The organism is Candidatus Poriferisocius sp. (genome assembly GCF_965219815.1).
Classification (GTDB): domain Bacteria; phylum Actinomycetota; class Acidimicrobiia; order Acidimicrobiales; family Bin134; genus Poriferisocius.
In genome coordinates, this window is the sequence record NZ_OZ244791.1 from 2938281 (window position 1) to 2963056 (window position 24776).

The window sequence follows — 24776 nt, forward strand, 5'->3', positions numbered from 1 at the left end:
CGGCGCACATGCTGCTCCAGCGTCAACCCCCCATCTGTTGCCTGCTCACGAAGACGCTGGACAACAGAGTCGTCAAGATCGCCAATTGCCAGATCCATATCTTTGTTGTATCAGAACATCACCAGGCAGCCGCGTCAGCCCGTTCAACCCCACAGCTCATCTTCGGCCAGAGCCTTGTGGAAGTGATCGAGGGGCCAGACGTGGATGCCGTCTTCGGTTTGGAATTCGTGGGTGCCGGTGTAGATGAGGATGCGGCGGGCTAGGCCGGGCAGGCCGTCGATGGCTCGGAGGCCTTTGAGCATGCTGGTGTTGTAGGTCGCTGCGGCCTTGACCTCGAGGGCGAGATGCTCGTTGTCGCGGGTGAGCACGAAGTCGACCTCGGCGTCGGACTCGACTGGGGACCAATAGGCGATGGCGTCAAACACCTGCTGGGTCTCATTGTGGGCCCTGAGCAATCCATATACCCACCCCTCCAGCAGAGCGCCGCGTTCCTCGGCGGCAACCGGGCCGAGTTGGCGTTTGACCGCCCTCACTAGTCCGGGATCAACCCAGTAGAGCTTGGGGCGCTTTCTCTCACGAACCCGGAGCTTGGCCTCGAACGCCTCTAGCCGGGTGGCGAGCAGTGTGTCCTCTAGCACTTCCAGATATCCCGCCACCGTGGGGCGAGCTACTCCGGTGTCTCGGGCCAGGCTGGACACATTGACCGTTTGGGCATGCATCAGCGCGGCCACCGGCAGGAACCTCACAAAACCGGGCAGGTTTCGAACCGCGGCTTCGGCTCGGATTTCCTCTCGGAGATAGAGCTGGGTGTAGCTCTCCAACACCTCGCGTCGGTCTTCGGCCGCCCATACCAGCGGAATCGTGCCGAACCGCAGAAGGTTGCCCAGATCAAAATCGTCGCCCAGTTCCGCGGGGGTGAGCGGATACATGGCTTTGCGAGCTGCCCGCCCGGCAAGCAGGTTCGTGCCGGCAGTCTTGAGCTTGCGGGCACTGGAACCCAGCAGGGCGAACCGCACTCCCCGTTCTTCAATCTGCCGGTGGACCTCGTTCAGCAGGGCGGGAATGCGCTGCACTTCGTCTACCACCACCCATTCGCTTGGCTTGATGCCAGACAGGAGGTTCCCGAACAGGGCTGGATTGCCTATCAGATCGGTGAACAGCGCCTCGTCAAGCAGGTCGAAGCGCGTTGCATCGGGGAGCATCATGCGCACCCAGGTGCTCTTGCCAACCCCTCGCACTCCAAACAGAAAGAAACTCCGTTCGGGCACTGGTAGCAATCTTCTGTACACCATTACGACAAAAATAGCCGATTTTTGACAAGTACCTATACATTTTTCGATCCCACTGGCTCACGGCAGGGCAAACCACTGGATCGGTGCGCGAAGCTACGGGGATGAGTACTTGGGTTGATGTGACCACGTATGGCGATCTGGTGGTGCGGGGATCGGCGCTGTACGGGGATCAAGATGCGGTGGTATTCCCGGACACGCGGCACAGCTTTGCGTCGCTGGAGGAGGCCGCCCGGCGGTCGGCTCGGTCGCTGTTGGGGCTGGGGGTTCGGCCTCAGGACCGGGTGGGGATTCTCATGCCCAACTGCATGGACTTCATCGAGGTGATGTTCGGCGCATCCCTCATCGGTGCCGTTCCGGTTCCCATCAATGCCCGCTTCAAGGGGCGGGAGCTGGCCTATGTCACCGAAAACGCCGACCTGAAGGTGCTGGTGACCAGCGACATCATCGACCAGTTCACCGACTATGTGGTGATACTGCACGACTGCCTGCCCGGCTTGGCCGAGGCGCCCGACCCGGCCAATCTCGATCTCGATGTCGCCCCTGAACTCAAGGCAGTGGTGCTGTTGGGCAGCACCTCCCCCGCCGGGATGGTGGACCGAGGGGCATTCGAGGCACTGGCTGAGCAGGCCGCCGACGACGAGGTGGAGTTGCTCCGCAGCCAGGTGGCTATTCGAGATGAGGCCCTGATGATCTACACCTCGGGGACCACGGCGGAGCCCAAGGGCTGCCCCCTGAATCACGAATCGCTGGTGCGTACCGCAGTGACCGCCTGTCGAACCCGGTTCGAGCTGACCGACACCGACGTGTTCTGGGATCCGCTTCCCTTGTTCCACATGAGCTCGATCCTGCCGCTCATCGGCTGCCTCGACGCGGGATCGTCCTACGTCACCATCACCCACTTCGACCCAGCCCAGGCCATCGCCCAGATGCGCGACGAGAAAGCCACCGTGTGCTTCTCCACCTTCCCGCCGGTCACCCAGGCCATGATCAACCACCCCGACTGGGACTCTGACGAGTTCCAGCGCATCCGGCTGGTGAACAATGTGGCGCCCCCCGACGCCCTGCGGGCCATCCACGCCCTACTCCCCTGGGCCCGCCACATGAACGCCTACGGCCTCACCGAGTGCGGCGGCGTGGTGGCCTTCTCCGGCCCCGATGACCCACCTGAGACCTGGGCGGTGTCGTCGGGCCGCCCATTCCGAGGCATCGAGGTCAAGATCAAAGACCTCGAGACGAGAGAAACGCTCACCGAGCCCCACCAAGCAGGTGAGATCTGGGTGCGGGGCTACAACGTGTTCGAGGGGTACCACAAAGACCCGGAGAAGAACACCGAGTGCTTCGACGACGAGGGCTGGTTCTTCACCGGCGACATCGGCTCACTCGATCCCGACGGGCGCATCAGCTATCTGGGCCGCACCAAGGACATGCTCAAGGTGGGCGGCGAGAACGTGGCCGCGGTGGAGATCGAGAGCTACCTCCAAACCCATCCAGCGGTGGCCATCGCCCAGGTGGTTGCCCTGCCCGACGAGAAGTACTCCGAGATTCCCGCCGCCTTCGTGGAACTCAAGCCCGGGGCCGAGGCCAGCGAGGACGAGCTGATCGAGTTCTGCCGAGGCCAGATCGCCAGCTTCAAAATCCCCCGCCACGTCCAATTTGTGGCCCCCAACGAGTGGCCCATGTCCGCCACCAAAATCCAAAAATTCCGCCTCGCCGACAAACTCCAAGCCGAACTGGGGCTGTAGCTCTCTACTCGGTATAGCCGTCGGGCAGTTGGTCGACGTGCCAGATTTGGCTCCTCCACCAGCGCCACTTGCCGGCGATCACATCCTCCACCGTGCAGTGCGGATGGGGCTCCAGCCAGTCGATAGTCGAGTCCACGATCTGGAAAAGGCAGCCGTGCCCTGATCTGGGCCGCACATAGGTCTCCCGCCAGTGCGGCTCGCGCAGCTCTGTGTCCACCACCTCATAGCCAGCGGCCTCCAAGTCTTCGATGGTGGCCTCTACGTCTTCCACGAAGATGGTCACGTGGTGGAACCCCTCCCCATGCTTCTCGATGAAGCGGTGCAGGTAGCTCTGCTCGTTCAGGGGCTCCAGCAGCTCCACCTTGACGGTGTCGGGCAGCTTGAACATGGCGGTGCGGATGTCCAGTGGCAAGTCGTCGCCCCCCATTACGAACTGCCCGCCGAAGACGTCCCGAAACAGCGGCACCGCGGCCTCAATGGAACGCACCGCGATCCCGATGTGATCCCAGCGCTGAATGCGCGGCGACACCGACGGATTCGCGTCCAAACCAGCCGGATATCCGGCCTCGCCCATCGTTCTCCAGCCCATGGCTCGCCCCTCCCGGTGCTCTCACATTCTTTGGGAAGCTCCCAAGTGTGCTATCTAGCAGGGAATGGGCAAGCTAGACGAAGCCATCGCCGGACAAAGCGGATTTCCCCGAGTGATGCCCGGACTCGACCAGCCGCTCACTGTGCCGCAGAAGATCGCCTGCGCCGCCCGCATCCTCGACGCGGAGGGATACGCCCTGGATGTGGCCGGGCACATCACCGTGGTGAGAGACGACGCCGACGACGGCTCCATGTGGTGTACCCCCTACGGACTGTGGTGGAACGAGGTCACTGCCTCTGACATCTTGATGATCGATGCCGACGGCGAGGTGCTGGAGGGCCGCTGGGACGTCACCCCGGCGGTGTTCATCCACACCGAGATGCACCGGGCCCGCCCTGACGCCCGAGTGGTGATCCACAACCACCCCTACTACGGCAGCCTGCTCTCCACCATGCACAAGCTGCCGGAGATCACCGACCAGCAGGCCTGCATGTTCGACGGCGACATCGCCCTGTTCGGCACCTACACCGGCGGGGTCGACAACGCCGCCGGAGGCCAAGAGATGGCCGACGCAGTGGGCAGCGCCACCGCGGTGATCCTGGCCAACCACGGGGTGCTCATCGCCGGTGAGACCACCGAGCAGGCCGTCTACCGGGCCTCCAACTTCGAGCGGGTGTGCCGCCTCAACTACGACGCCATGCAGGCCGGCCAAATCCCGGTGCCGGTGCCCCCCGACCAGCGCCCCACCCTGAAGGCCGCGGTCAACAGCCACCACATGACGGTGAGGTACTTCTGGGAGGGGGCGGTGCGGCGGTTGCTGCGCGAGGCCCCCGAGGTGCTGAACTAGCGGGACCAGCCATGAGCACGACTTCCAGCACAGCCACACCGCGCACCATCGGAGCGTGGATCCGCCACAAGGCCGAAGCCAACACCGACCGGCTGGCCCTCACCGTGGAGGGGCGGGACAAGACCTACGCCGGGGTCCACCTCGACTCCGGCCGGCTCGCCGCTGGTTACGCCTCTCTTGGGCTGGGACCAGGGGATCGGGCCTGCCTGATGATGCAGAACTCACTGGAGTGCATCGACGCCTGGTTCGCCATGAACAAGGCCGGGGTTGTGGAGGTGCCCATCAACCAGGCCTACCGGGGCCACCTGCTGGAGTACCTGATCAGCCAGTCGCGCTCCTCGGCGGTGGTGTGCGACGCCGACTACCTCGACCGCATCGCCGAGGCGGCCCCGAGCCTCCCCGGCCTCGAGCACGTTGTGGTCAACTGGGCCGAGGGAACAGAAGACACCGGCACCCCGGATTTCCCCAGCCACGTCACCGTCCACGAACTGGCCGACTTGTACCTAGACTCCCCCGCTTCCGAACCCGATGTGGACTACCGGGACACCGCGGTGATCCTGTACACCTCGGGCACCACCGGCCCGTCCAAGGGCGTGATGCTGTGCCACGAGGCCAACCTCAACCTGGCCCGCCACACTGTCGACCTGGTGGGCTACGACGCCGATGACGTGCTCTACACCGCCTTCCCGCTGTTCCACATCAACGCCAAGTACACCAGCGTGATGTGCGCCATGGAGGCTGACGCCCGGCTCATCATGGACCGGCGGTTCTCGGCCAGCCGATTCTGGGACCGCTGCCGGGCCGACGGCATCACCGCCTTCAACTACCAGGGCGGGCTGCTGATGATGCTGTGGAAGCAGCCCGAGAGGGCCGACGACGCCGACAACCCGGTGCGAAACGGCTTCGGCGCCCCCTGCCCGATCGAGATCTGGGAGCCGTTCGAGGAGCGCTTCGGGGTGCATCTCAGCGAGGTGTACGGCATGACCGAAGTGGCCATCACCACCGAGAACCGCCGGGGCATGCGCAAGATCGGCACCGCCGGCCGGGAATCGGCCCTGTACCACGTGGCGGTGGTGGATCCTGAAGACCGCCCGGTGCCCCCCAACACCGCCGGCGAGATCGTGGTGCGGCCCAAGAAGCCCCACATCATGATCGACAGCTACTTCGACATGCCCGACGTCACGGTAAAGACCTTCCGCAATCTGTGGTTCCACACCGGCGACCGGGGGCGACTAGATGAAGACGGCTACCTCACTTTCATCGACCGCATGAAGGACTGCGTGCGCCGCCGAGGCGAAAACATCTCCTCCTATGAGGTTGAGGCGGTGCTCAACACCTGCGACGCCGTGCTGGAGTCTGCGGTGATCGGCGTTCCCTCCGAACTGGGCGAAGAAGAGGTAATGGCCGTGGTGGTGCTCAAGCCCGACCACCAGCTCTCCGAGACCGAGCTGCTCGACTTCTGCGTCCCCCGTATGGCCCATTTCGCCGTCCCCCGGTTCGTCCGCTGGTGCGACGACCTACCCAAGACCCCCTCCGAGCGGGTACAAAAATTCAAGCTCCGCGAGGAGGGCATCACTTCAGACACCTGGGACCGCGACGAAGCCGGGTACGTCGTCCCCCGCTAGCCAGCAACAAAATTCGGATTCGGCGTGAACGTCAGCGGCAGCGAGGTCAATCCCCGGGTATAGACCCCGGTCTCCACCTGCTCGTAGCCGTCGGCATAGGCGATGTCGTCCATGGCGTCGAGCAGGGCGTCCATAGCCACGGTCAGCTCGGCCCGGGCCAGCATCGATCCCACGCAGAAGTGGCGGCCCAGGGCGAACGCGGTGTGGTCGGCCGCCGCGGTGAACGCCTTGTCGAACTCCATGTCGGAGCGGTGGATGTTGAACCGGTCGGGCTCGTCGAAGGCCTCCGGGTCCCGGTTGGCCGCACCCAGCAGCAACTCCAGGGTGTGGCCCGCGGCCACCGTGCCTCCGGAGAACTCCACATCCTCATCGGTGTGGCGCATGATCATCTGCACCGGCCCGGTGAACCGCAGCGTCTCGGCGAAGGCCGGGCCGATGAGCTGGCGGTCGGCCCGCACCTCAGCCATCTGCTCGGGATTGTCCAGCAGATTCCGCATGGTCAAGGTGATGGCCTTCTCGGTGGTCTCTCCCCCGGCGGTCAGCAGCAGGCTGCAAAAGCCGCGGATGTCGTCGTCGCTCATCTGCACGCCGTCGAACTGCTTGGTCACCATGGCGGTGAGCAGGTCGTCGCCGGGATTGGCCCGCCGCTCGGCGATCTTGGGCATGAGGTACTCCCCCATCTCCACCCGGGCGGCCATGCCCCGCCGGTTCTTCTCCTCGTCGCCGGTGATGTTGGACACGAAGTCCATGATCATCGTGTACCACTCGTAGAACTGGGGCACGTCCTCCATGGGGAGGTCGAGGAGCTGCACGATCACGCCGATCGGGTAGTAGGTGCTGAACCGCTTGCACAGGTCCACCTCGCCGTCGGCTAGGAACTCGCCGATCTGCTGGCGGGCCGCCTTGGTGATAGCCGGCACGATACTCTGCTCCAGGTAGCTGCCCCGGAAGATCGGGTTCACGATGCCCCGGTACGACGAGTGCTCCTTGCCCTCCATCTGCAAGATGGTGCGCCCGTGCACCGGCTCGGTCTGCCACTCGTAGTTGCGGCTGGAGATTTGAGGGTTGCGAAACGCCCCGGCCACATCCTCGTAGCGGCTGATCACGAAGGCCTGGGTGCCCTCGTGCCACATCACGGGAAACTCGTCGCGCAGCACCTTGTAGAACGGGTAGGGGTCGGCGTCGTACTCAGGCGAGAGGATGTCTGGGGCATCAGTCATGGGCCGTATAGTACGGCGGGCTGCAAGAACTTCAAGAATGGCCAGTCAGGGGGAAGCGGAAGATCTCATGAGCAAAGTCACGACACTGGAAGAGGCGGCAGCGTCGATCCCCGACGGCGCCACCGTGGCCATCGGCGGCCTGTCGATGAACAGCGCCCCCATGGCCCTGGTGCGCGAGCTGGTGCGCCAGCAGAAGAAAGACCTCGACTTGGTGGCCATTGTGGCCGGCATGGCGGTGGACTGGCTGGTGGCCGGGGGCTGTGTGCGCCGAGTGATGTCCGGGCTGGTCAGCTTCGAGGGCCTGGGCCTGGCCCCCAACTTCCGAGCGGCGGTGCAGTCGGGCCAGGTGGCCATCGAGGAGTACAGCGAGCACCTTCTGATCTGCCGACTCCAGGCCCAGAGCTACAACCTGCCGTTCATGCCCACCAAGGCCGGACTGGGCACCGACGTGCTGGGCCTGCACGCCGAGAGCGGCGCGGTGCGGGAGGAGAAGGACGGCCCCACCGGCGAGCACTACGTGGCCTGCACCCGACTGCCGGTGGATGTGGCCCTAGTCCACGCCCACGAGGCCGACGAACGGGGCACCACCCGGGTGAATCCCAAGCTGGTGTGGATGGACAACGAGATCGTGAACGCCGCCAACCGCACCGTGGCGTCGGTAGAGCGGGTAGTGGACACCGCGGCGTTCACCGCCGAACCGGAGCGCACCACATACCCGCGGTTCATGATCGACACGGTGGCCCCGGCCCCCTTGGGCACCTACCCCTGCTCGTGCTTCCCGGAGTACGGCCATGACTCCGGGTTCTTCATGGAATATGCCCAGGCGACCCGCGACCGGGAGACGTTCACCCGGTTCTTCCAGGAACGAGTGGCAGGACCAGAGACCTGGGAAGACTTCCTGGCCGTCAACAGCGTGGCGACAGGGGCCTCAGCATGAGCACGCCAGTACCTAGCTACGACTGCACCATCGACGAGTTGATGGTGGTGGCATTTTCCCGGGCCATGTCCAACGACACCCGGGCATTCAACGGCGCGGTGTCGTTTATCCCGGTGTGCGGCTATCTGCTGGCTCGACGCACCCACGCCCCCGAGTTGGTATGGGCCGCCAGTTCCATTGCCGTCGACGCCGACCCCGATGAGATCGGCGACTCCACCCTGTCGGACTCGCTGTGGGGCGGGGCCTCCATGCTGAGCAACTCCCCGTTCGACTTCTGGAGCTACGCCCAGGGGGCCCGCTACAACACCTTTGCCTTCCGGGGCGCGCAGATGGACGCCTATGGCAACGTGAACAACACGGTTATCGGCCCCTACGACGCCCCCAAGGTGCGCTTGCCCGGCGGCGGCGGCATGGCCGATCTCGGGGCCATGATCCCCCGCATCTACCTGTGGTCGTCCACCCACGACCCCCGCACCTTCGTAGACCAGCTCCACTTTCGCTCCGGCATCGGCTGGGGCGACGGCGGCGACCACCGCGAGCGCATGGGCATGCCCGGCGGACCGCAGTTGTGCATAACCAACCTGTGCGTGTTCGACTTCGAGCCTTCCAGCAAGCGGATGCGGCTGGCATCGCTGCACCCCGGCGTGACTGCTGAGCAGGTGCAGGAGGCCACCGGCTTCGAGGTGCTGATGCCCGACGGTGATATTCCCACCACGGCGGAGCCCACCGCTGAGGAGTTGCACATCCTGCGCACCGAGGTGGACCCGACCAGCGCCCGCCTCCGAGAGTTCTGAGCCATGCAGGTATCTGGGTCTGTTGCCTTGGTAACTGGCGGGGCCTCCGGTCTGGGCGCTGGGGTGGTTCGCACGCTGGTGGACAAAGGCGGGCGAGCAGTGATCTTGGACCTGCCCTCCTCGGCCGGGGAGGCCATGGCCAATGACATGGGCGACGCGGTGGCCTTCGTCCCCGTCAATGTCACTGACTCTGATGATGTCGGGCAGGCCGTGGCCGCGGCCAAAGAGATGTTTGGCCGGGTCGATCTGCTGGTGAGTTGCGCGGGGATCAGTTCTGGGCAACGCGTGGTCTCCCGCGACGGCACCCCCAACTCCTTGGACCACTTCCGCCAGCACATCGAGGTGAATCTGATCGGGCTGTTCGACGTGGCCCGCCATGCGGTTTCAGCCATGTCGGCCAACGAGCCCAACGAAGACGGCGAGCGGGGCCTCATCGTGAACATCGCCTCCATCGCGGGTTACGAGGGCCAGGTGGGCCAGTCGGCCTATGGATCGTCGAAGGCCGGAGTGATCGGCCTGACCCTGCCCATGGCCCGCGATCTGGCGGTGTGGGGCATCCGGGTGATGACCATCGCCCCAGGCACCATGGACACTCCCATGCTGGCCACCCTCAACGAGGAGTTCATCGCCAAGCTGGTGGAAGACAACGTTTTCCCCCACCGACTGGGCACCCCTGCCGATGTTGGAAACCTCGTCGTCCACTTCATGGAGAACGTGTTCCTCAACGGCGAAGTGGTGCGGCTCGACGCCGGCCTGCGCCTCACCAGCAATTAGGCCAGCATTCCTCCGTCGATCACCAGTACTGCGCCGGTGATGTAGGACGCGGCCGGAGAGGCCAGGAAGGCCACCGGCAATGCCACTTCCTCGGCGGTGGCCCAGCGGCCCAGCGGAATGCCGATGCCGGCCTCGGCCACCACGGCGTCCTTGTCGTAGCTGTCCCAGCCGCTGGTGTCAACGAAGCCGGGGGCCACTGCGTTCACCCGCACACCGTGGGGGGCCCACTCCCGGGCCAGCGCCTTGGTCTGCTGGAACAGGCCGCCCTTGGCCGCCGAATAGGCCGCCATACCGGGCAGGTGGCGCAACCCCGACAGCGAGCCCACGTTGACGATGCTGCCCTGGCCCCGCTCGATCATCGAGCGGCCGAACGCCTGGGAGACCAAGAACGGCGCGGTCAGGTTGAGGGCCACCGTCTTGGACCAGCCCGGTTCGTTGATGTCGAGCACCGGAGCGGTGAACCGAGCGCCGCCTGCGTTGTTGATGAGGATGTCTATGGGGCCGATTGCTTCGCTGACAGTCTCGGCCGCGTCCGACACTGCGTCGGTATCGGTCACATCGCAAGGGGAGACAGAGACTTCCGCGCCGCCATGACGCATCTCGGTGGCCAACTCCTCCAGCCGCTCGGCCCGGCGGGCCACTAGCCCGACTCGGGCCCCCTGGTCGGCCAGCACCCGAGCTATGGCCCCGCCGATGTCGCCAGTGGCGCCGGTAACCACCGCCCCTAGACCATCCAGAGGCCGCGCCGCGCTCATGTGAGGCTCACCGGCAAGTGCTCCAATCCCCGACTCAACATGGTGGGAACCCACACCTCGGGCTCGGGGCCCAACTCAAGATTGGGCAGTCGCCGGACGAGGGCCTCCAAGGCGATGGTGCCCTCCAGGCGGGCCACTGAAGCTCCCAGGCAGAAGTGCAGCCCAAAGCCGAAGCCGATGTGGTTGTTGGGGTCGCGGGTGATATCGAACTGATCGGGCTCGTCGAACGCCTCGGGGTCGCGGTTGGCGGCGTGCTGCACCAGATAGACCATGTCGCCCGCGGGAAGGGTTTTGCCCCCCATCTCCACCTTGTCGGCCAGAGTGCGGACCTCCATCTTGGACGGCCCGTCGAATCGCAGGATCTCCTCCACCGCGGGCTTGACCAGCCCCGGATCGCGGCGCAGGCGATCAAGCTGGTCGGGATGGTTGAGCAGCACCCGAATGCCGTTGCCGATCAGGTTTGTGGTGGTCTCGTGGCCCCCGAAGAGGAACAGCACGCAATTGGCCACAATCTCGGGGTCTTCCAGGCTGTCGTCACCTTCGGAGGCCTCCACCAGATTGGAGATGATGTTGTCAGCCGGGTGCTGGCGGTAGTGGGCCACCAGATCGCCCAAGTAGGCGGCCAACTCGATGAGTCCCTGCTGGGCCCGGGCCCGACGGTCCCCCACGCCGCGGGCGCCAAACACCAGGATCATCACATCGTCGGACCAGTCCTTGAACCGGTCGCGGTCTTCGGCGGGCACTCCCATCATCTCGGCGATGACCACCGCGGGGATCGGATAGGCGAAGTCCTCGATCAGATCGAAGTGCTCCTTGTCGGATAAGCCGTCGATCAGCTCGTCGACCACTCCGTTGATTCGATCCCGCCAAGCCTCCACCGCTCGAGGGGTGAAGGCCCGGCTCACCAGCCGCCGCAGCCGCGTGTGGTCGGGGGGATCCCGGAACACCAGCCAGTCCATCAAGATGTCGTAAGTGGGCTGGCGCTGGGCCTTCTGCTCGTCGGTCAGACGGTCGTAGGCCGCGCCGATGCGCTCCGAGGAGAAGCGGGGGTCCCGCAGGGCGTCGAGCACGTCGTCGTAGCGGTGGATGAACCACGCCCGGTACTGCTCATTCCAGTGAACCGGGTCGTGCTCGCGCAAGATAGCGAAATACGAGTGGGGGTCGGCGATCCGCTCGGCCGACAGGACCTCATCGTCGATGGCCAAAGTCTGCCGGTCGCTCATCGAGTCAGCCCACCTGCTCCAGCACGGTCACCACGCAGGCGTTGCCGTCGATCCCCGCGGTGCCGCCGCCCATAGTCTCCACCGCGCCGATACGTGCCCCGGGCACTTGGCGGTCGGCGGCCATGCCGCGAAGCTGCCAGGCGATCTCGGCAATCTGGGCCAGACCGGTGGCCCCCAGCGGGTGGCCGCGAGACAGCAGCCCACCGGAAGGATTCACCGGCTGAGGGCCGCCCAGCGAAGTGTGGCCTGATTCCACCAGCCGTCCACCCCCGCCCAGTTCGCACAGTCCCAACGCCTCGGTGGTGATGATCTCGCCGATGGTGAAGGCATCGTGAACTTCGAACACATCGACATCGCCCACGCCCACCCCTGCCTCTTCATAAGCCCGGGCCGCCGTATCGGCCACGATGTCCCAACCCCACACTCTGTCGGTGGTGTGGTCCCACAGCCGGCCTGAGCGCAGTGCGCTGGAGCGGATGGCCACCTCCTGAGCCGGCTCACCAGAGCCGCCCAGCGGACCCACCACCACAGCCGCCGCGGCATCGGCGATGGAGCAGCACTGGAAAAGAGTGATCGGGTCGGCCACCATGCGGCTGCCCAACACCTGCTGAACAGTGACCGTCTTGCGATGCTGCGCCCGGGGATTGCCCACCGCGTGGCGGCGGTTCTTCACCGCTACCGCAGCCATCTGCTCGTTGGTTACCCCGAATTCGTGCTGATACCGGGTGGCCGACATGCCGTAGATGCTGGGCATGGCATAACCCTGGGCCCCGTCGGGGTCGGAGGCAATGGGGCTGATGGCCCCTTCGAAGTGGGATGTCATGGTCTCGATGCCAAAGGCCAATACTCGCTCGAAGCGGCCAGTATCCACCGCCATGCGGGCTTCATGAAACGCTGAGGTGCCGCTGGCACAGGCGTTCTCGATGGTGATCACCGGAACCTCCACTATGCCTATCTGCTGGAGGCTGCGGGTAACAGTGCCTGGATCGCCGAACACCGATCCGGCATACACCGCCTCAATGTCAGCGGCCTTCAATCCTGCGTCGTCGAGCGCTTCCGTGGTGGCCTGCCACGCCAACCGGGGACCGCCCAGAGAGGCCTGCTTGCCGAATGCCGAGGTCCCCACCCCCCAAATGGCTGTGCTCCGACCAGTCATGGCCCGGACCTCTGAACCACCGGGTCGCCGTGACCATTCCAACCCGAGAGCACTACTCGGCTGCCGGGAATCAGCGCCTCGTCGGGGCCCACCACATGGGCAAGAATGCGGGGGCCGTCATCCACATCTACATAGGCCAATGTGAACGGCGGAGTGCGTCCCGGCACAGGAATCCTGAGCACCGTCGAGCTGAATACTGTGCCCTTCGGGCCGAAGGTGGCCGCCTCCATTGAGACTTGGCCACAAACTGGGCATCGGGGCGGCGACGTGATCATGGGATGGCGGCATTCTCGGCAACGGCTTCCCGCCAACTCCACCTGGCCATCACTGAGCACCAGTTCGGGCCGAGGGTCAGACCCCGCTCGCTCTGGCGGGGTTGTAGACACGGTAGGCACCGGCCAAATGTACCAACAGACATCTTCCACCCTGCATTCGCCTCCTGTGTCGGGCCATCGTTTTACAGCCACCAACCCAGCCGCCTACGCTGCGGGCCGTATCTCGCACAAGGGGGCATAAATGGGCATCGAAGGACTGCGATTCGTCATCACCGGATCGGCGACCGGAATCGGAGCAGCCACCGCCCGGGTGGCGGCCAGCAAGGGCGCCAAAGTGATGGTGTCCGACCTCAACGACGAGCAGGGTCAGGCGGTCGCCGACGAGATCAACGCATCTGGGGGCACTGCGGCCTACCAGCACTGCGATGTGACCGATACCGGCCAGGTTGAAGCGCTGATGGCGGCCGCTGCCGAGGCTCTCGGCGGCATCGACGTGCTGCACAACAACGCCGGCATCCACGAGAGCGGGTTAGCCCCCGCCGACCAGTGCAATTTGGAGCAGATGTCCCTCGATGTGTTCAGGAAGGTGGTGGAGGTCAACGCCGTCGCCCCGTGGATCTGCTCAAAGGCCGCCCTCCCCTACCTCAAAGAGAGCGACTGGCCATCGATCGTCAACGCGGCCTCCACCGGCGCCCAGTCGGCCTATCCGAACAACGCGGCCTACGGCACCTCCAAGGGCGGTATCCGGCTGCAAACCCAGAACCTGGCGGTGGATTTGGCCCCGCTGGGGATCAGGGTCAATTGCTATGGCCCCACCGCCATCGCCACCGACATGGTCACCGACTTCGTGAAGCAGGCCGACGACCCCGCGGCGTTCGAGAAGGCGCTCATCAACACCTCGCTCATCCCCCGCTTGGGACTGCCGTCGGAGGTGGGCGAGCTGGTGTGCTTCTTGGCCAGCCGAGAGGCCGGCTTCATCAACGGCGCGTACATTTTGATCGACGGTGGCTCGCTTGCATGGCGAGGCACGGTAGAGCAACTGGGAATGGAGTAATCCAATGGCAGACAAGCAAGCGGTAACCGAGCTTTTGAACCACGCGGGAGTGGCCTACGACGTGGGCGACAGCGACTTCCTCATCGGGATGTTCGCCCCCGACAATCCGGTGTTCGCGATGACCATCGCCGGCGGCGACCCGATCACCTTTGAGGGGTCGGAAGCCATCGCCGGGCTATTCAGCGGGGCGATGGAAGAGCAGACCGACCAGCGGCGCCACGTGGTGACCAACCTCTACTTCGAGAACGAGACCGAGGACTCCATCACCGCCATCAGCTATCTGGTGCTCATCACCGTGGAGAACGGCCAGCTAAGCGTCCTCTCCAGCGGCGTGTACACCGATGACTGCGTGCAGGTGGGCGACGACTGGAAGATCCAAAAGCGCTTCTTGGCTCTTGACCTGCCCTACTAGGCACGGTCGGCCATAAGCGGCCATGAACATCGGTACCGGTCTCTAGAAAGGAGCCGCAGATGAACATCGGCCAGATTCCCGCCAAGTGGGCCCGGCAGACGCCGGACCGCGAGGCGATCATCGACTCCACCACCGGCCAGCGGGTCACGTTCGCGGCCTTTGACGAGCACGTTCGCCGGTTGGCCAACGGGCTGATTGGCCTGGGTCTGGAAAAGGGCGACCGGGTCGGCATCTTGAGCCAGAACTCGGTTGAGTACGCCGCGCTCTATTTCGCGTGCGGACGCTCCGGTCTGGTGGCCCAGCCCATGAACTGGCGGCTCTCGGCCCCTGAACTGGCCAAGATCGTCAACAACGGGGAGCCCCGGGCCTACATAACCCAGGGCGCATACGCCGCCGAGTCGGCCGAGCTGGCTGGCTTGGTGAGCTCGGTAGAGCACTGGCTCCAATACGGCGAAGGTGGCGACGGCTCCTACGAGGAGCTGGTGGCCTCATCGCCGGACGCCGAGCCCGAGGGTTCATCCGAGGTGGGCGACACCGACCCGCTGTTCATCCTCTACACCGGGGGTACCACCGGTGAGTCCAAGGGCGCCCTGCACAGCCACCGCAGCGTCTATTTCGGGATGCTCAACCAGACGGTGGCCGAGCGCATCGTCCCCAGCGACGTGTACATGCTCACCGGGCAGATGTTCCACATCCCGGTGGTGCTGGCCATGAACTATCTGGCCCACGGCTGCCCGCTGGTGCTTATGAACTTCGACGCCACCCTGGCCCTGGAGCTGATCCAAACCGAGAAGGTTTCGGCCTTCTTGGGAGTCACCACCATGTTGAACTGGATGATGGCGGTGGAGGGGTTCGAGAACTACGACATCTCCAGCCTTCGCAACATCCAGTACGGAGGCGGCCCCATGCCGTCGAGGGTCATCACCGAGGCCATGGACAAGTTCCCCTGCACCCTGATCCAGGGTTACGGCCAGACCGAGGGCACCACCATGTGCTTCCTGGCCCAAGAGGACCACATCCGGGCCATTCGCGACGAACACCGCCCCGAGCGGCTGCGGTCGTGCGGCCGGGAGGGGTTCGTCACCTCGGTTCGGGTGGTGGATGCCGACGGCGTGGACGTTCCCTGCGATGGCAAGACGCCCGGCCAGATCATCGTGAAGTCGGAGGCCAACATGCTGGGCTACTTCCGCCGCCCCGACCTCACCGCCGACACCATCAAAGACGGCTGGATGTGGACCGGCGACATCGCTACCTGGGACGACGAGCGATACGTGTTCATCGTGGACCGGGCCAAAGACATGATCATCTCCGGCGGCGAGAACATCTACTCGGTGCAGGTCGAGGAGGCCATCGCCACCCACCAGGCCGTGCTGGAGACCGCAGTTATCGGCGTGCCCGACGACACCTGGGGCGAGTCGGTGATGGCCTACGTGGTGCTCAAGCCGGGCATGACCGCCACCGAGGACGAGATCATCGACGCCGCCCGCCAGAACCTGGCCTCTTACCAGAAGCCCCGCTCGGTCGCCTTCGTTGACGAGCTACCCAAGGCGCCCACCGGCAAGATTCTCAAGCGGGTGCTGCGCGACCCCCACTGGGCCGACGAAGAGCGCCAAGTCTGATTCGGCGGCGGACCCGACCCCGCCGCCAGCCAGAACAACTCCTTACGGCAGCACCCGGACGATCTGGATGTGCTGATCGGGGTCGAACAGCAACGCGGCCAGATCTTGCACATCGGCCAGTTCCAGGGCCTCCAGCTCCTCAATCAGCCGTCCAGGAGTGGGCAGCTCGTCGTCGCCCACATAAGCCCGGCGGGACAGCACACCTATCCAATCGCTGTTGGCGACCAACTCGTAGTCGTCACCAGCCACCGAGCGGGCCTGTTCGAATTCCTCAGCCGAGATCTCGCCGGCATGCACTTCGGCCACGATTCGGCCCATCTCCGCCTCGATTCCCGCCATCTGCTCGGGATCACCGCTTGCGGATACATCAGCGGTAACCCGCGGCTCGGGGGTGATCGCCTGGCCAATGGACGCAGAGGCTGCGTAGGTGTCGCCCAAATCCTCCCTCACGTCCTCTACGAGCCTCGTGTCCATGATCACGTTCAGTACCCTGGTGGCAACCTGAGTCGCCGGGCTCACGCCCAAAGGCGCCTCGAAGGTGTAGGTAACCGAAGTCGCCTGATTGTCCGGACCCAGCACCACCTCGCGGCGCACAATCCCCTCAGGTTCCGCGGCACGCCGATTGGCGTAGCTGTCGGCTTGGCGGGCAGGAAGGGTTCCCACATAGGTGCGGGCCATCTGCCCCACGGTGTCGCGATCCACATCGCCGACGACGATCACCTCGAGGTCATCCACTCCGCCGAAACGCTGGCGGTATATGTCCAGCAGATCTTCGGCGGTCAGGGAGTCGAGCCTCTCCTGGGGGGCGGCCAAGTTGAACCAGCCGAAGGCCTCCCCGTGTCGCGCCTCCAGGAACGCCAGTGCCTCCTGCCAGTCGGGATCGGATTGCGACAGGGAGAGAATGATGTCCCCGATGTCGGCGGCTTCGGCGAAGGCCTGTTCGTCTACCCGCGGCTGGGTTATGTACAGGTGCATGAGCTGGAACATCGTCTCGACGCCCGCGGTGTCGGAAGCACCCGAAAATCCCTCGGTGGTCTCAGCGATGTGCGGCTGCACCCCGGCGTTGTGGTTGTCCAGATAGCGGGAAATCTGCGACGGGCTCAGATCGCCCAACCCGCTGTTGACCACCGCACGGGTCGCCAAGTACTGGGCCAAAGGCCGATCCCCCTCTTCAAGGGCCGACCAGCCTCCCCATGAGGTCGCCCTCAAGCTGATCTCATTCTCGGCTATGTCAGAGTAGGCGTAGGCCACTCTGGCGCCGTTGGCGAACACCCATTCATAGGCATCGTCCATCTCGTCAGCGAGGGCTTCGATCGGTCCTTCGCTCACCGGCTCTACCGGTTCGGGCGCTGAGAGCAGCTCTGTGGCCTCTGTGGGCTGAGCCGGCAGCTCTCCCGGCTCAGCCGCATCCAGCGCTGCCTGCATTTCCTCGACGCTGGGAATGTCGGAGGGATCGGCACCCACCGCGATCAGGATCACGCCGCTTTCGTCCAAGATATCCCGGTAGCGCTCAGTGAGATCACCGATCTGGATCTCTTCTAGCAGGGCATCGACACGGGCCGCGGTGTCTTCCAGTGCTCCGATGTCGCCGCCCCCCAAGAAGTGCGATGCGTAGCGACCGGCGTGCTGGCGATCCTGGATCGTGGGCGCCGCCTCGACCGCGGATTGCAGGTCGGCTCTGATCGTGTCGGCCGCCCTTTGCAGATCGGCTTCGGCAAAACCGTGCTCCGCCAGGCTCAGCAGCAGCGACCAATAGTCGGTTAGGGCAGCCGAGAAGTCCTCGGCCCTCAGGTTGGTGCCGTAGTACCGCAGTCCCCGGGTGTAGGAGAAGGCACTCCAGTGCGTCGGATCGATCTGCGACAGAAACCCCTGCTCGTAGCCGTCTTGCAGGCGGTTGCCCACCATGATGCTGATGATCTCCTCGGTCCAGAGCTCCCGGTCGCCGGCGACAGTGCTGGGATCCCAAGACGGCAGGCGGATATCCAAGGAGAGATAGGTGTAGGACTGCTCTGGGGAAGTGGCGATGTCGAAAGTCGGCACCGGGTTCAGTGCCGACCAGCTGTCCGGGGCGTTGGGGGCATCTCCGGCCTCGATGTCGCAGAAGTGCTCCTCAACCAGGTCTTCTAGCGTCTCAATGGGGAGGTCGCCCACCGCCACCACCGCCATGTTCGACGGCACATACCACGTCTCATAGAAGTCCCGCAGGTCCTCTGCGGTGGTCGCCTCGATTACCTCCACCGTTCCGATGGGCGAACGGGCCTCATAGGGGGTGTCTCGCACGTACATCTCGTCGAACACCTGATGCACGATGCCGTCGCCGGTCTCCTCCCTCAGACGGTATTCATCGCGGATGATCCCCCTCTCCTCCTCCACGTCCTCAGGCGTGATGGTGGCGGCGTGGGCCCACTGTGCGAGCACGTCGAAGGCGGTGGCCACCGAGTCTTCTTCCTCGTCGATGACCAGGTCGAGCATGTAGACGGTCTCGTCGTATGAGGTGTAGGCATTGATGTCGGGGCCGAACTCCACCCCGATGGATTGGAGCGCATCGGTGATCTCGTTGCCGGGGTACTTCTCAGTGCCGTTGAACAGCATGTGCTCCAAGAAGTGGGCGTAGCCAGCCCCTTGAATGGGCTCGTTCAAAGACCCCGCATCCACCGCCAGCCGCAGCGAAAGGGCACCGCCAGGGCTGTCGTTGGAGCGCACGTAATAGGTGAGCCCGTTGGCCAGCGTGCCGATCTTCACATCGGGATCCACCGGCAGAAGGCCCTCGCCTTGAGCGCCGTCGGCAGCCACTTCGGCGCTCTGGCAAATGGCTTCCCCATCCTCCGCGGGCTCAGGGTCGGCAACCTCGTCGGCTTCGCCCTCGGCCCCCGAGGCAACCGTGGGCGCTGCGGTGGCCTCAACAGTCGGAGCTGGCTCTTCCGCCGCCGTGGCTTCACCTGCGTCGATCGCGCCGGTGACCGGCACATGGGATTCGCTGTCCGAACAGGCGGCCGCTATCAGGGCCGCGCTCAGCAACAGGATCAGGAGCTTCTTCATACCCGCCTCGTGGGTTCAGTGTTCACCTCGGCTCAACAGAGCCCGTGGCCGCAAACAGTACCGACCCCCAGTGACACATCTCACACCACCGGCTGAGAATCAGTGCTGGCTGTAGCAGATCTCCACGATCGCCGGCTCGGTGACTTCGTCACCCTCCAGCTCACCGACAATTCGACTTTCGTGGAGCACCAGCACCCGATGGCACACGCCGACCAACTCGGAGAACTCTGAGGAGATGAACACCACCGCCTTACCCTCGGCGGCCAGTTCCTCCATGATGTCGTAGATCTCCTCTTTGCCGTCCACATCCACTCCGATGGTGGGTTCGTCGAAGATCAGCACATCAGCCCCCTGCTCCAGCCACTTGGCGATCACCACCTTCTGCTGATTGCCGCCCGACAGCAGGCGCACCAGCTGCCGGTCGTGGGGGGTGGCGATGCTCAACCGATCGATCCGGCGGTCAGCCGCCTGCTTTTCCGACCGGGGCAATGGGGCCGGCACCCGAGGTCGAACCCGGTGGCGGTCCAGGGAGGCCAGCGTGATGTTGTTGCGCACGCTGAAATCCATGATGTTGCCCTGGGTCTTGCGGTCTTCAGGCAGCAGGGCCAGACCGGCCGACATGGACTCTGAGGGATGGTTGCCATGAATCTCACGGCCGTGCACCCGCACTGAGCCCTCCTGACGGTAATCGGCACCGAACACCGCCCGAACCAACTCGGTACGGCCACTGCCCATCAGCCCGCCTAAGCCCAAGATCTCGCCCTTGCGCACGTCGAAAGTGCAATCTCGTACGCCGGTGTCGGCGCTAATTCCCTCTACCTCCAAGACGGCCTCCGTGTCGGGGCGTCCTCCCACTTCCCGGCTGGCTCTGCGCTCAGTCGCGGTTTGAGCGTGCTCATGGCCGGTGATGTGAGAAATCAGCGAGGCCCGATTCAGCGCTGAGGTGGGCTCATCGGCCACCAGCTGTCCGTTGCGCATCACGATCACCCGCTCGGTGAGCTCGAAGATCTCTTCCAGCCGATGCGACACATACACCACGGTGATGCCGTCGTCCCTCAACCGACGGACGACCGCGAACAGGTGCTCGATCTCCTCATCGGTGAGCGAGGCGCTGGGTTCGTCCAGCACGAGAAGCTGGGCCTGCTGAGCAAGCCCGCGGGCAATCATGACCAGCCGCTGCTTGGCCACGCTTAGCTCTCCCACCGGCTCGCGTGGATCGATGTCGGCTTCCAGCCGGTCAATGGGCTCAGCGGCCCGGCGGTACAGTTCGGCCCAGTCCACGAACAACCCCATCTTGCGGGGATAGCCCAGACCCATCATCACGTTCTCGGCCACCGATAGATCGCCAACGTCTTGCAAGTCTTGGTGGACGAAGGCCAGCCCGGCGTCGGTGGCATCGTGGGGACGGTGGAGCTCCAGGGGCTCGCCGTTCAGCTGCAGATGGCCCTCGTCGGCGTGTTCCGCCCCCGCGATGATCTTGATGAGCGTGCTCTTGCCCGCCCCGTTTTTGCCCACCAGTCCGACGATCTGGCCAGACTCCAGCGACAGCGACACATCGTCTACCGCCAAAACCCCGGGATAGCGCTTGGTTACCTCGGAGATCTTGAGAAGCGATGTCGGTACAGCTAAAGCGGAGGTTGTCATCGCTGGGAAGCACCAAGACGTGTAAACGCCATAGCCAACAACAAAATGCAACCCTTGGCAATATCCCTAACTCCGGTGCTATATCCCTCCAAAATTAGGCCCCGGTCAACCGCTTGCAAGAAGATCACGCCCAGCACCGTCCCCGGTACGTTGAATAGCGCGCGCCTTGAGGCTGCGGCTCCCAAAAAAGCTGCGGCATAGGCTCCAAGTAGCGTTGAGAACCCGCTGTCAGCCACTGCCGAAGCAGTCCTTGCTGTTGAAGTAACCGCGGCAACCAGGGCCATTGCGCCGACAATGACAAAGCCAGATGCCCGTAATAGTTTGACATTTATGCCAGATAATCTTGCCGCTTCAGGATTGCCGCCAATGGCATACATATAACGACCCACTTCTGTCTTAGACATCAGCAGCCATAGCAGTATCGCCATTCCTATAGAAATCCACACCGGCGTATGCAAGGAAAGCCAGGGGTCCGGTTGACCAACACCAAAGTCGCGATAGATATCGGGTAGACCTCCTGAGCCAGTGATATTTCGGCCATCAGCACTCTCATACCTAGTGCCGAACAAGATCAGTCCAGTAGCAAGAGTAGTGATAAAGGAAGGCATTCCTATATATGAGACCAACGTGCCGTTGACAACACCAGCAACAAGACAGAATGCTAAACCAATCAGGATTGCCCAAACCCAATACCAGTCATGATTGACAATAAGGAGCACGACAATCGCCCCTGCCGCCGACTGTATACCAGTAACAGATAAGTCGAAATCGCCCATTGCAAGAACCGCAGTGAGTCCTAAGGCTAGAAGCAGCAGTGGAGATGCTATGTTGAGAGTGTTACGAATTCCAGGATCTATATACCGGTCATTGAGAATTGCGAACGTAACAACACTGGCTAAGAGAGTCAGTATGACCCCATATTGAGAAATAAATGACAGAACACTAAAGGCAGGACGCGACTTCAACGATTCAGAGGGAGTGGTCGTGTCAGTCATTCCTAGAGACTCCTCAAGTCGGGATTAGTTCCCAAGCGCGATTAAGCCGGCGACAAGACTGCTTGTCGCCGGCTCAATCATAGACATCAGGTATGCGCCACAGCGCAAGAACAGGGAATTATCCGCAGTTTGCGACCCCGCTGAATTGTCCGCACCACTTGTTGCGGAAGTACTCCTCGTAGTCACCTGGGGGATCCGGTGCTGGAACCTCAGTGCTGTCGGCTGGCATGGCATTGACGGTGTCAATGGTGACCACCTGCCGTACGGAGAAGATCCGACCGTCGTAGCTCGGGGCACGCTCTTGGCTCGGCTCGGTGCCAAATACCAGCATCTGGGCAACGGCATCCACCTGCGCCCAACTCTGCCACTCCAGCTTCTCGTCCACCGCAGCGTCTACTCGGCCGTCGCGGATGTCATTGACCGTGGTTGGATTGGCGTAGAAGGTGACCAATAGCGGTCGATCTGGATCGTCGCCATCGGGATAGAGGGCTCCAATTGCCGAGGCAGCGCCGATGGAAGCAACCGAGAAGTTGATCCAAACAGCGTCAACATCGTCATACTGCTGCAACTTGGTGGTCACATCAGCCTCGGTGCCGGCAACCAGGTTGGCGAAATCGCCTTCCCACTGGTCGACAACTGTGATGCCGGTCCCCTCGATAACCGAGTTGAGCCCGGTGATGCGCTTGTCGCTCCACGCGGTGGGCACCGTCTGCACGATGATGTTGCCTCCGTCGGGAAGCTGCTCAATCAGATAGTTGGCGAGCTGCACTCCGAGGTCGGTGTCATCGGAGGCATAGCTGGCGATGTAGAAATCGCGGGGATCGACCTCGCCGCCGGCTGACAGCACCGGCACGCCCTCGGCCTCGGCCCGCTCGAGCACGTCGGTGATGAATGCCTCGGGGATGCCGTCGGTAAGCATTACGTCGATGTCGGCGTCAAGCAGCTGGTTGCCGCAGACCGGCATCTGCGCCGGGTCGCCGGCAGCATCACAGGTCTCATAGCCCCAGCCGAGGAAGTCCACCGCTTCCTTCGCAGCGTCCTCAATGCGCTTTCCGGCCTCATCGGCATAGATCCACTGAAGGTACCCAATCGTGATGTCGGGCAGCTCCGGAGCCATTTCTTCAGTGGGCTCAGGGGCCGGAGCCTCAGTGGGTGCCTCGGTCGGTGCCGGGGCCGGAGCCTCAGTAGCCGGGGCGGGCGCTGGCTCGTCTGCGACGTCGTCATCGTCGTTGCCGCACGCCGCGGCAACCAGTGTCAACGCCAGCAGTGCAGCCAGCAGCTTCCACAAAGATCGTTTCATGGTTGTCCCCTCTCTGGACGCCAATGTGTGAGTCCAACGGTTGAAGTTCCAATAGTAGGAAAATCGCCTATCTGGTACCAATCCCCTGCGCCCAGTGCTATCAGTGCATCACCGCGAGCACTGCCGGTGGCGGGCAATACGCCCCCCTTGCCCGGGAGCGCAGGCACTTCCCAAACACGCTTCTATTCATTTCTAGTGATGTATAAATATATTCACTATACTATCCTAGAAGTGGGTATAAAGTCCTCGGCAATTGTCCTAATGGGAGGAAACAACGGTGGAGGCCCATCGAAATCCTTACAGCCCGGGGGCCGGAAGCCCCCCACCTGCGCTTGCAGGCCGCGATAACGAGATCTCCGAGTTCAACGTGACGGTCCAACGCCTAGATCGCGGACGGGCCGGCCGGAGCCAGATGCTTGTCGGCCTTCGCGGTGTGGGCAAAACGGTTCTTCTGCGCGAGTTCAATGCCATCGCCGCCCAGCGGGGTTGGGTCTGCCAGCACTACGAATGCGATGAGGGCACAGACCTTGCTCAAGCAGCGGCAAGGCTGGCGCGAACGGCCATCTTGGATCTCTCTCCCGGGAAGCGCCTTGCGGAATGGGGGGCAAGTGCATTGGGGGTGCTCAAGTCATTTCAACTTGCATGGGAAGTTCCAGGCGGCGGGGCGGTTACCCTGGGTTTCGAGCCTGATCCGGTTCCAGGGCGCGCCGACTCCGGCGACCTGGGTCGCGACTTGGCTGATTTGTTCCGAGTCGTTGGACAGTTGGCCCAGGATCAAGGAACCGGAGTGCTGTTCGCCATAGACGAGATCCAGTATCTGCCCGCGGCGCGCCTTACACCGTTGCTGATGGCCCTGCACGAAGTCAGCCAGCTTCAGCTTCCCCTGATTGTGGCCGGCGCCGGACTTCCATCTCTGCTCGGCTTGCTCGGCGAAGCGAGGTCTTATGCAGAGCGTCTGTTCGTATTCTCGCCCATAGAAAGCCTCAACCGAGAAGCGGCTTTCGAGGCATTGGCCTCACCCGCCGAAGAAGAAAACGTTGAATGGGAGACATCCGCCTTGGAGGAGGTGCTTGATGCAACCTCGGGCTACCCATACTTCTTGCAGGAGTTCGGGATGCAGGCATGGCGGATGGCACCCGGCCCGGACAGGATCACCCGCCAAGATGTCCTCACGGCAGTGCCACTTGCCAAAGAGCAGCTAGATCAGGGGTTCTTCGCGGTCAGGTTTGACAGGACGACGCGGGCAGAGCGCGAGTATCTGGCTGCCATGGCCTCATTGGGAGCGCAGGACTGTCGCTCTAGCGAAGTAGCAAGGGCGCTAGGAAAGACCACTCGGCAGGTCTCGACAATTCGCGATTCTCTGATCAAGCGAGGTCTGTGTTTCTCCCCCGCGCACGACGTGATCGCCTTCACAGTGCCGATGTTCAATGAATTCCTCAAGCGGAGGCTGTGACCGACAGGCCAGAGTGCCGATGAGGGGCCAT

At 63.6% G+C, this 24776-nt stretch carries 21 protein-coding genes; 10 read left to right on the top strand and 11 right to left on the bottom strand.

Going from position 1 to position 24776, the window contains the following annotated elements:
- Positions 1-143 precede the first annotated feature (143 nt).
- Complete coding sequence (locus ACOQPI_RS14125; RefSeq protein WP_420620262.1) at positions 144-1292, bottom strand: ATP-binding protein; 1149 nt, start codon at positions 1290-1292, stop codon at positions 144-146.
- A gap of 101 nt (positions 1293-1393) precedes the next feature.
- Here ACOQPI_RS14125 and ACOQPI_RS14130 point away from each other — a divergent pair, with 101 nt between their 5' ends.
- Positions 1394-3034, top strand: coding sequence for a class I adenylate-forming enzyme family protein (locus tag ACOQPI_RS14130; protein WP_420620263.1), 1641 nt, complete (start codon positions 1394-1396; stop codon positions 3032-3034).
- A gap of 4 nt (positions 3035-3038) precedes the next feature.
- On the opposite strand, the gene ACOQPI_RS14135 is transcribed toward ACOQPI_RS14130, so the two are convergent.
- Positions 3039-3623: a VOC family protein gene (locus tag ACOQPI_RS14135; protein WP_420620264.1), complete on the bottom strand. Its 585-nt coding sequence runs from the start codon at positions 3621-3623 to the stop codon at positions 3039-3041.
- A gap of 64 nt (positions 3624-3687) precedes the next feature.
- On the opposite strand from ACOQPI_RS14135, the gene ACOQPI_RS14140 reads away from it, so the two are divergent.
- The gene (locus ACOQPI_RS14140; protein ID WP_420620265.1) at positions 3688-4470 is read left to right on the top strand and encodes a class II aldolase/adducin family protein; all 783 of its coding nucleotides are present in this window, start codon (positions 3688-3690) and stop codon (positions 4468-4470) included.
- Positions 4471-4481: 11 nt separating this feature from the next.
- Positions 4482-6095, top strand: a complete 1614-nt coding sequence (locus tag ACOQPI_RS14145) for an AMP-binding protein (protein WP_420620266.1) — start codon at positions 4482-4484, stop codon at positions 6093-6095.
- On the opposite strand, the gene ACOQPI_RS14150 is transcribed toward ACOQPI_RS14145, so the two are convergent.
- Positions 6092-7315 carry a cytochrome P450 gene (locus tag ACOQPI_RS14150; RefSeq protein WP_420620267.1) on the bottom strand — a complete coding sequence of 408 codons (1224 nt, stop codon included), beginning with the start codon at positions 7313-7315 and terminating at the stop codon, positions 6092-6094. The genes ACOQPI_RS14145 and ACOQPI_RS14150 overlap by 4 nt on opposite strands.
- 67 nt (positions 7316-7382) lie before the next feature.
- On the opposite strand from ACOQPI_RS14150, the gene ACOQPI_RS14155 reads away from it, so the two are divergent.
- Genes ACOQPI_RS14155 through ACOQPI_RS14165 form a run of 3 tightly spaced genes read left to right on the top strand, consistent with a single transcriptional unit; the run spans position 7383 to position 9820 of the window.
- Complete coding sequence (locus ACOQPI_RS14155; protein ID WP_420620268.1) at positions 7383-8252, top strand: CoA transferase subunit A; 870 nt, start codon at positions 7383-7385, stop codon at positions 8250-8252.
- Complete coding sequence (locus ACOQPI_RS14160; protein ID WP_420620269.1) at positions 8249-9046, top strand: CoA-transferase subunit beta; 798 nt, start codon at positions 8249-8251, stop codon at positions 9044-9046. Before ACOQPI_RS14155 ends, ACOQPI_RS14160 begins: the two co-directional genes overlap by 4 nt.
- A gap of 3 nt (positions 9047-9049) precedes the next feature.
- Positions 9050-9820, top strand: coding sequence for an SDR family NAD(P)-dependent oxidoreductase (locus tag ACOQPI_RS14165; RefSeq protein ID WP_420620270.1), 771 nt, complete (start codon positions 9050-9052; stop codon positions 9818-9820).
- On the opposite strand, the gene ACOQPI_RS14170 is transcribed toward ACOQPI_RS14165, so the two are convergent.
- The 4 genes from ACOQPI_RS14170 to ACOQPI_RS14185 are packed head-to-tail and all read right to left on the bottom strand — an operon-like array spanning position 9817 to position 13184.
- Positions 9817-10575 (bottom strand): SDR family NAD(P)-dependent oxidoreductase, encoded by a 759-nt coding sequence (locus ACOQPI_RS14170; RefSeq protein ID WP_420620271.1) that lies wholly within the window; start codon positions 10573-10575, stop codon positions 9817-9819. The genes ACOQPI_RS14165 and ACOQPI_RS14170 overlap by 4 nt on opposite strands.
- Positions 10572-11798: a cytochrome P450 gene (locus ACOQPI_RS14175; RefSeq protein WP_420620272.1), complete on the bottom strand. Its 1227-nt coding sequence runs from the start codon at positions 11796-11798 to the stop codon at positions 10572-10574. Before ACOQPI_RS14175 ends, ACOQPI_RS14170 begins: the two co-directional genes overlap by 4 nt.
- Positions 11799-11802: 4 nt before the next feature.
- The gene (locus ACOQPI_RS14180; protein WP_420620273.1) at positions 11803-12954 is read right to left on the bottom strand and encodes a thiolase family protein; all 1152 of its coding nucleotides are present in this window, start codon (positions 12952-12954) and stop codon (positions 11803-11805) included.
- The gene (locus ACOQPI_RS14185) at positions 12951-13184 is read right to left on the bottom strand and encodes an OB-fold domain-containing protein (RefSeq protein ID WP_420620274.1); all 234 of its coding nucleotides are present in this window, start codon (positions 13182-13184) and stop codon (positions 12951-12953) included. The genes ACOQPI_RS14180 and ACOQPI_RS14185 overlap by 4 nt, the downstream gene beginning before the upstream one ends.
- A gap of 286 nt (positions 13185-13470) precedes the next feature.
- Here ACOQPI_RS14185 and ACOQPI_RS14190 point away from each other — a divergent pair, with 286 nt between their 5' ends.
- From ACOQPI_RS14190 to ACOQPI_RS14200, 3 genes are read left to right on the top strand one after another with little or no spacing between them, the layout of a single operon-like run.
- Complete coding sequence (locus ACOQPI_RS14190; protein WP_420620275.1) at positions 13471-14283, top strand: SDR family NAD(P)-dependent oxidoreductase; 813 nt, start codon at positions 13471-13473, stop codon at positions 14281-14283.
- Positions 14284-14287: 4 nt separating this feature from the next.
- Positions 14288-14695: a nuclear transport factor 2 family protein gene (locus ACOQPI_RS14195; RefSeq protein WP_419845974.1), complete on the top strand. Its 408-nt coding sequence runs from the start codon at positions 14288-14290 to the stop codon at positions 14693-14695.
- Between the two features lie 59 nt (positions 14696-14754).
- The gene (locus ACOQPI_RS14200) at positions 14755-16314 is read left to right on the top strand and encodes an AMP-binding protein (RefSeq protein WP_420620276.1); all 1560 of its coding nucleotides are present in this window, start codon (positions 14755-14757) and stop codon (positions 16312-16314) included.
- A 42-nt stretch (positions 16315-16356) separates the two neighbouring features.
- Here the strand turns inward: ACOQPI_RS14200 and ACOQPI_RS14205 are convergent, their stop codons facing one another.
- The 4 genes from ACOQPI_RS14205 to ACOQPI_RS14220 form a co-directional block, all read right to left on the bottom strand.
- The gene (locus ACOQPI_RS14205; protein ID WP_420620277.1) at positions 16357-19353 is read right to left on the bottom strand and encodes a M16 family metallopeptidase; all 2997 of its coding nucleotides are present in this window, start codon (positions 19351-19353) and stop codon (positions 16357-16359) included.
- A gap of 99 nt (positions 19354-19452) precedes the next feature.
- Positions 19453-20997 carry a sugar ABC transporter ATP-binding protein gene (locus tag ACOQPI_RS14210; protein WP_420620278.1) on the bottom strand — a complete coding sequence of 515 codons (1545 nt, stop codon included), beginning with the start codon at positions 20995-20997 and terminating at the stop codon, positions 19453-19455.
- Positions 20994-21992 (bottom strand): ABC transporter permease, encoded by a 999-nt coding sequence (locus ACOQPI_RS14215; protein WP_420620279.1) that lies wholly within the window; start codon positions 21990-21992, stop codon positions 20994-20996. Before ACOQPI_RS14215 ends, ACOQPI_RS14210 begins: the two co-directional genes overlap by 4 nt.
- Positions 21993-22110: 118 nt before the next feature.
- On the bottom strand, positions 22111-23292 hold the full coding sequence (locus ACOQPI_RS14220) for a sugar ABC transporter substrate-binding protein (RefSeq protein ID WP_420620280.1): 1182 nt from the start codon (positions 23290-23292) through the stop codon (positions 22111-22113).
- Positions 23293-23569: 277 nt separating this feature from the next.
- Here ACOQPI_RS14220 and ACOQPI_RS14225 point away from each other — a divergent pair, with 277 nt between their 5' ends.
- Positions 23570-24745 (top strand): ATP-binding protein, encoded by a 1176-nt coding sequence (locus ACOQPI_RS14225; protein WP_420620281.1) that lies wholly within the window; start codon positions 23570-23572, stop codon positions 24743-24745.
- The last annotated feature ends 31 nt before the right edge of the window (positions 24746-24776 follow it).

Excerpts from the sequence above, each read along its gene's own strand:
- ACOQPI_RS14125 (WP_420620262.1), bottom strand. The coding sequence starts at position 1,292 with ATGGTGTACAGAAGATTGCTACCAGTGCCCGAACGGAGTTTCTTTCTG.
- ACOQPI_RS14130 (WP_420620263.1), top strand. The coding sequence starts at position 1,394 with ATGAGTACTTGGGTTGATGTGACCACGTATGGCGATCTGGTGGTGCGG.
- ACOQPI_RS14135 (WP_420620264.1), bottom strand. The coding sequence starts at position 3,623 with ATGGGCTGGAGAACGATGGGCGAGGCCGGATATCCGGCTGGTTTGGAC.
- ACOQPI_RS14140 (WP_420620265.1), top strand. The coding sequence starts at position 3,688 with ATGGGCAAGCTAGACGAAGCCATCGCCGGACAAAGCGGATTTCCCCGA.
- ACOQPI_RS14145 (WP_420620266.1), top strand. The coding sequence starts at position 4,482 with ATGAGCACGACTTCCAGCACAGCCACACCGCGCACCATCGGAGCGTGG.
- ACOQPI_RS14150 (WP_420620267.1), bottom strand. The coding sequence starts at position 7,315 with ATGACTGATGCCCCAGACATCCTCTCGCCTGAGTACGACGCCGACCCC.
- ACOQPI_RS14155 (WP_420620268.1), top strand. The coding sequence starts at position 7,383 with ATGAGCAAAGTCACGACACTGGAAGAGGCGGCAGCGTCGATCCCCGAC.
- ACOQPI_RS14160 (WP_420620269.1), top strand. The coding sequence starts at position 8,249 with ATGAGCACGCCAGTACCTAGCTACGACTGCACCATCGACGAGTTGATG.
- ACOQPI_RS14165 (WP_420620270.1), top strand. The coding sequence starts at position 9,050 with ATGCAGGTATCTGGGTCTGTTGCCTTGGTAACTGGCGGGGCCTCCGGT.
- ACOQPI_RS14170 (WP_420620271.1), bottom strand. The coding sequence starts at position 10,575 with ATGAGCGCGGCGCGGCCTCTGGATGGTCTAGGGGCGGTGGTTACCGGC.
- ACOQPI_RS14175 (WP_420620272.1), bottom strand. The coding sequence starts at position 11,798 with ATGAGCGACCGGCAGACTTTGGCCATCGACGATGAGGTCCTGTCGGCC.
- ACOQPI_RS14180 (WP_420620273.1), bottom strand. The coding sequence starts at position 12,954 with ATGACTGGTCGGAGCACAGCCATTTGGGGGGTGGGGACCTCGGCATTC.
- ACOQPI_RS14185 (WP_420620274.1), bottom strand. The coding sequence starts at position 13,184 with ATGGAGGCGGCCACCTTCGGCCCGAAGGGCACAGTATTCAGCTCGACG.
- ACOQPI_RS14190 (WP_420620275.1), top strand. The coding sequence starts at position 13,471 with ATGGGCATCGAAGGACTGCGATTCGTCATCACCGGATCGGCGACCGGA.
- ACOQPI_RS14195 (WP_419845974.1), top strand. The coding sequence starts at position 14,288 with ATGGCAGACAAGCAAGCGGTAACCGAGCTTTTGAACCACGCGGGAGTG.
- ACOQPI_RS14200 (WP_420620276.1), top strand. The coding sequence starts at position 14,755 with ATGAACATCGGCCAGATTCCCGCCAAGTGGGCCCGGCAGACGCCGGAC.
- ACOQPI_RS14205 (WP_420620277.1), bottom strand. The coding sequence starts at position 19,353 with ATGAAGAAGCTCCTGATCCTGTTGCTGAGCGCGGCCCTGATAGCGGCC.
- ACOQPI_RS14210 (WP_420620278.1), bottom strand. The coding sequence starts at position 20,997 with ATGACAACCTCCGCTTTAGCTGTACCGACATCGCTTCTCAAGATCTCC.
- ACOQPI_RS14215 (WP_420620279.1), bottom strand. The coding sequence starts at position 21,992 with ATGACTGACACGACCACTCCCTCTGAATCGTTGAAGTCGCGTCCTGCC.
- ACOQPI_RS14220 (WP_420620280.1), bottom strand. The coding sequence starts at position 23,292 with ATGAAACGATCTTTGTGGAAGCTGCTGGCTGCACTGCTGGCGTTGACA.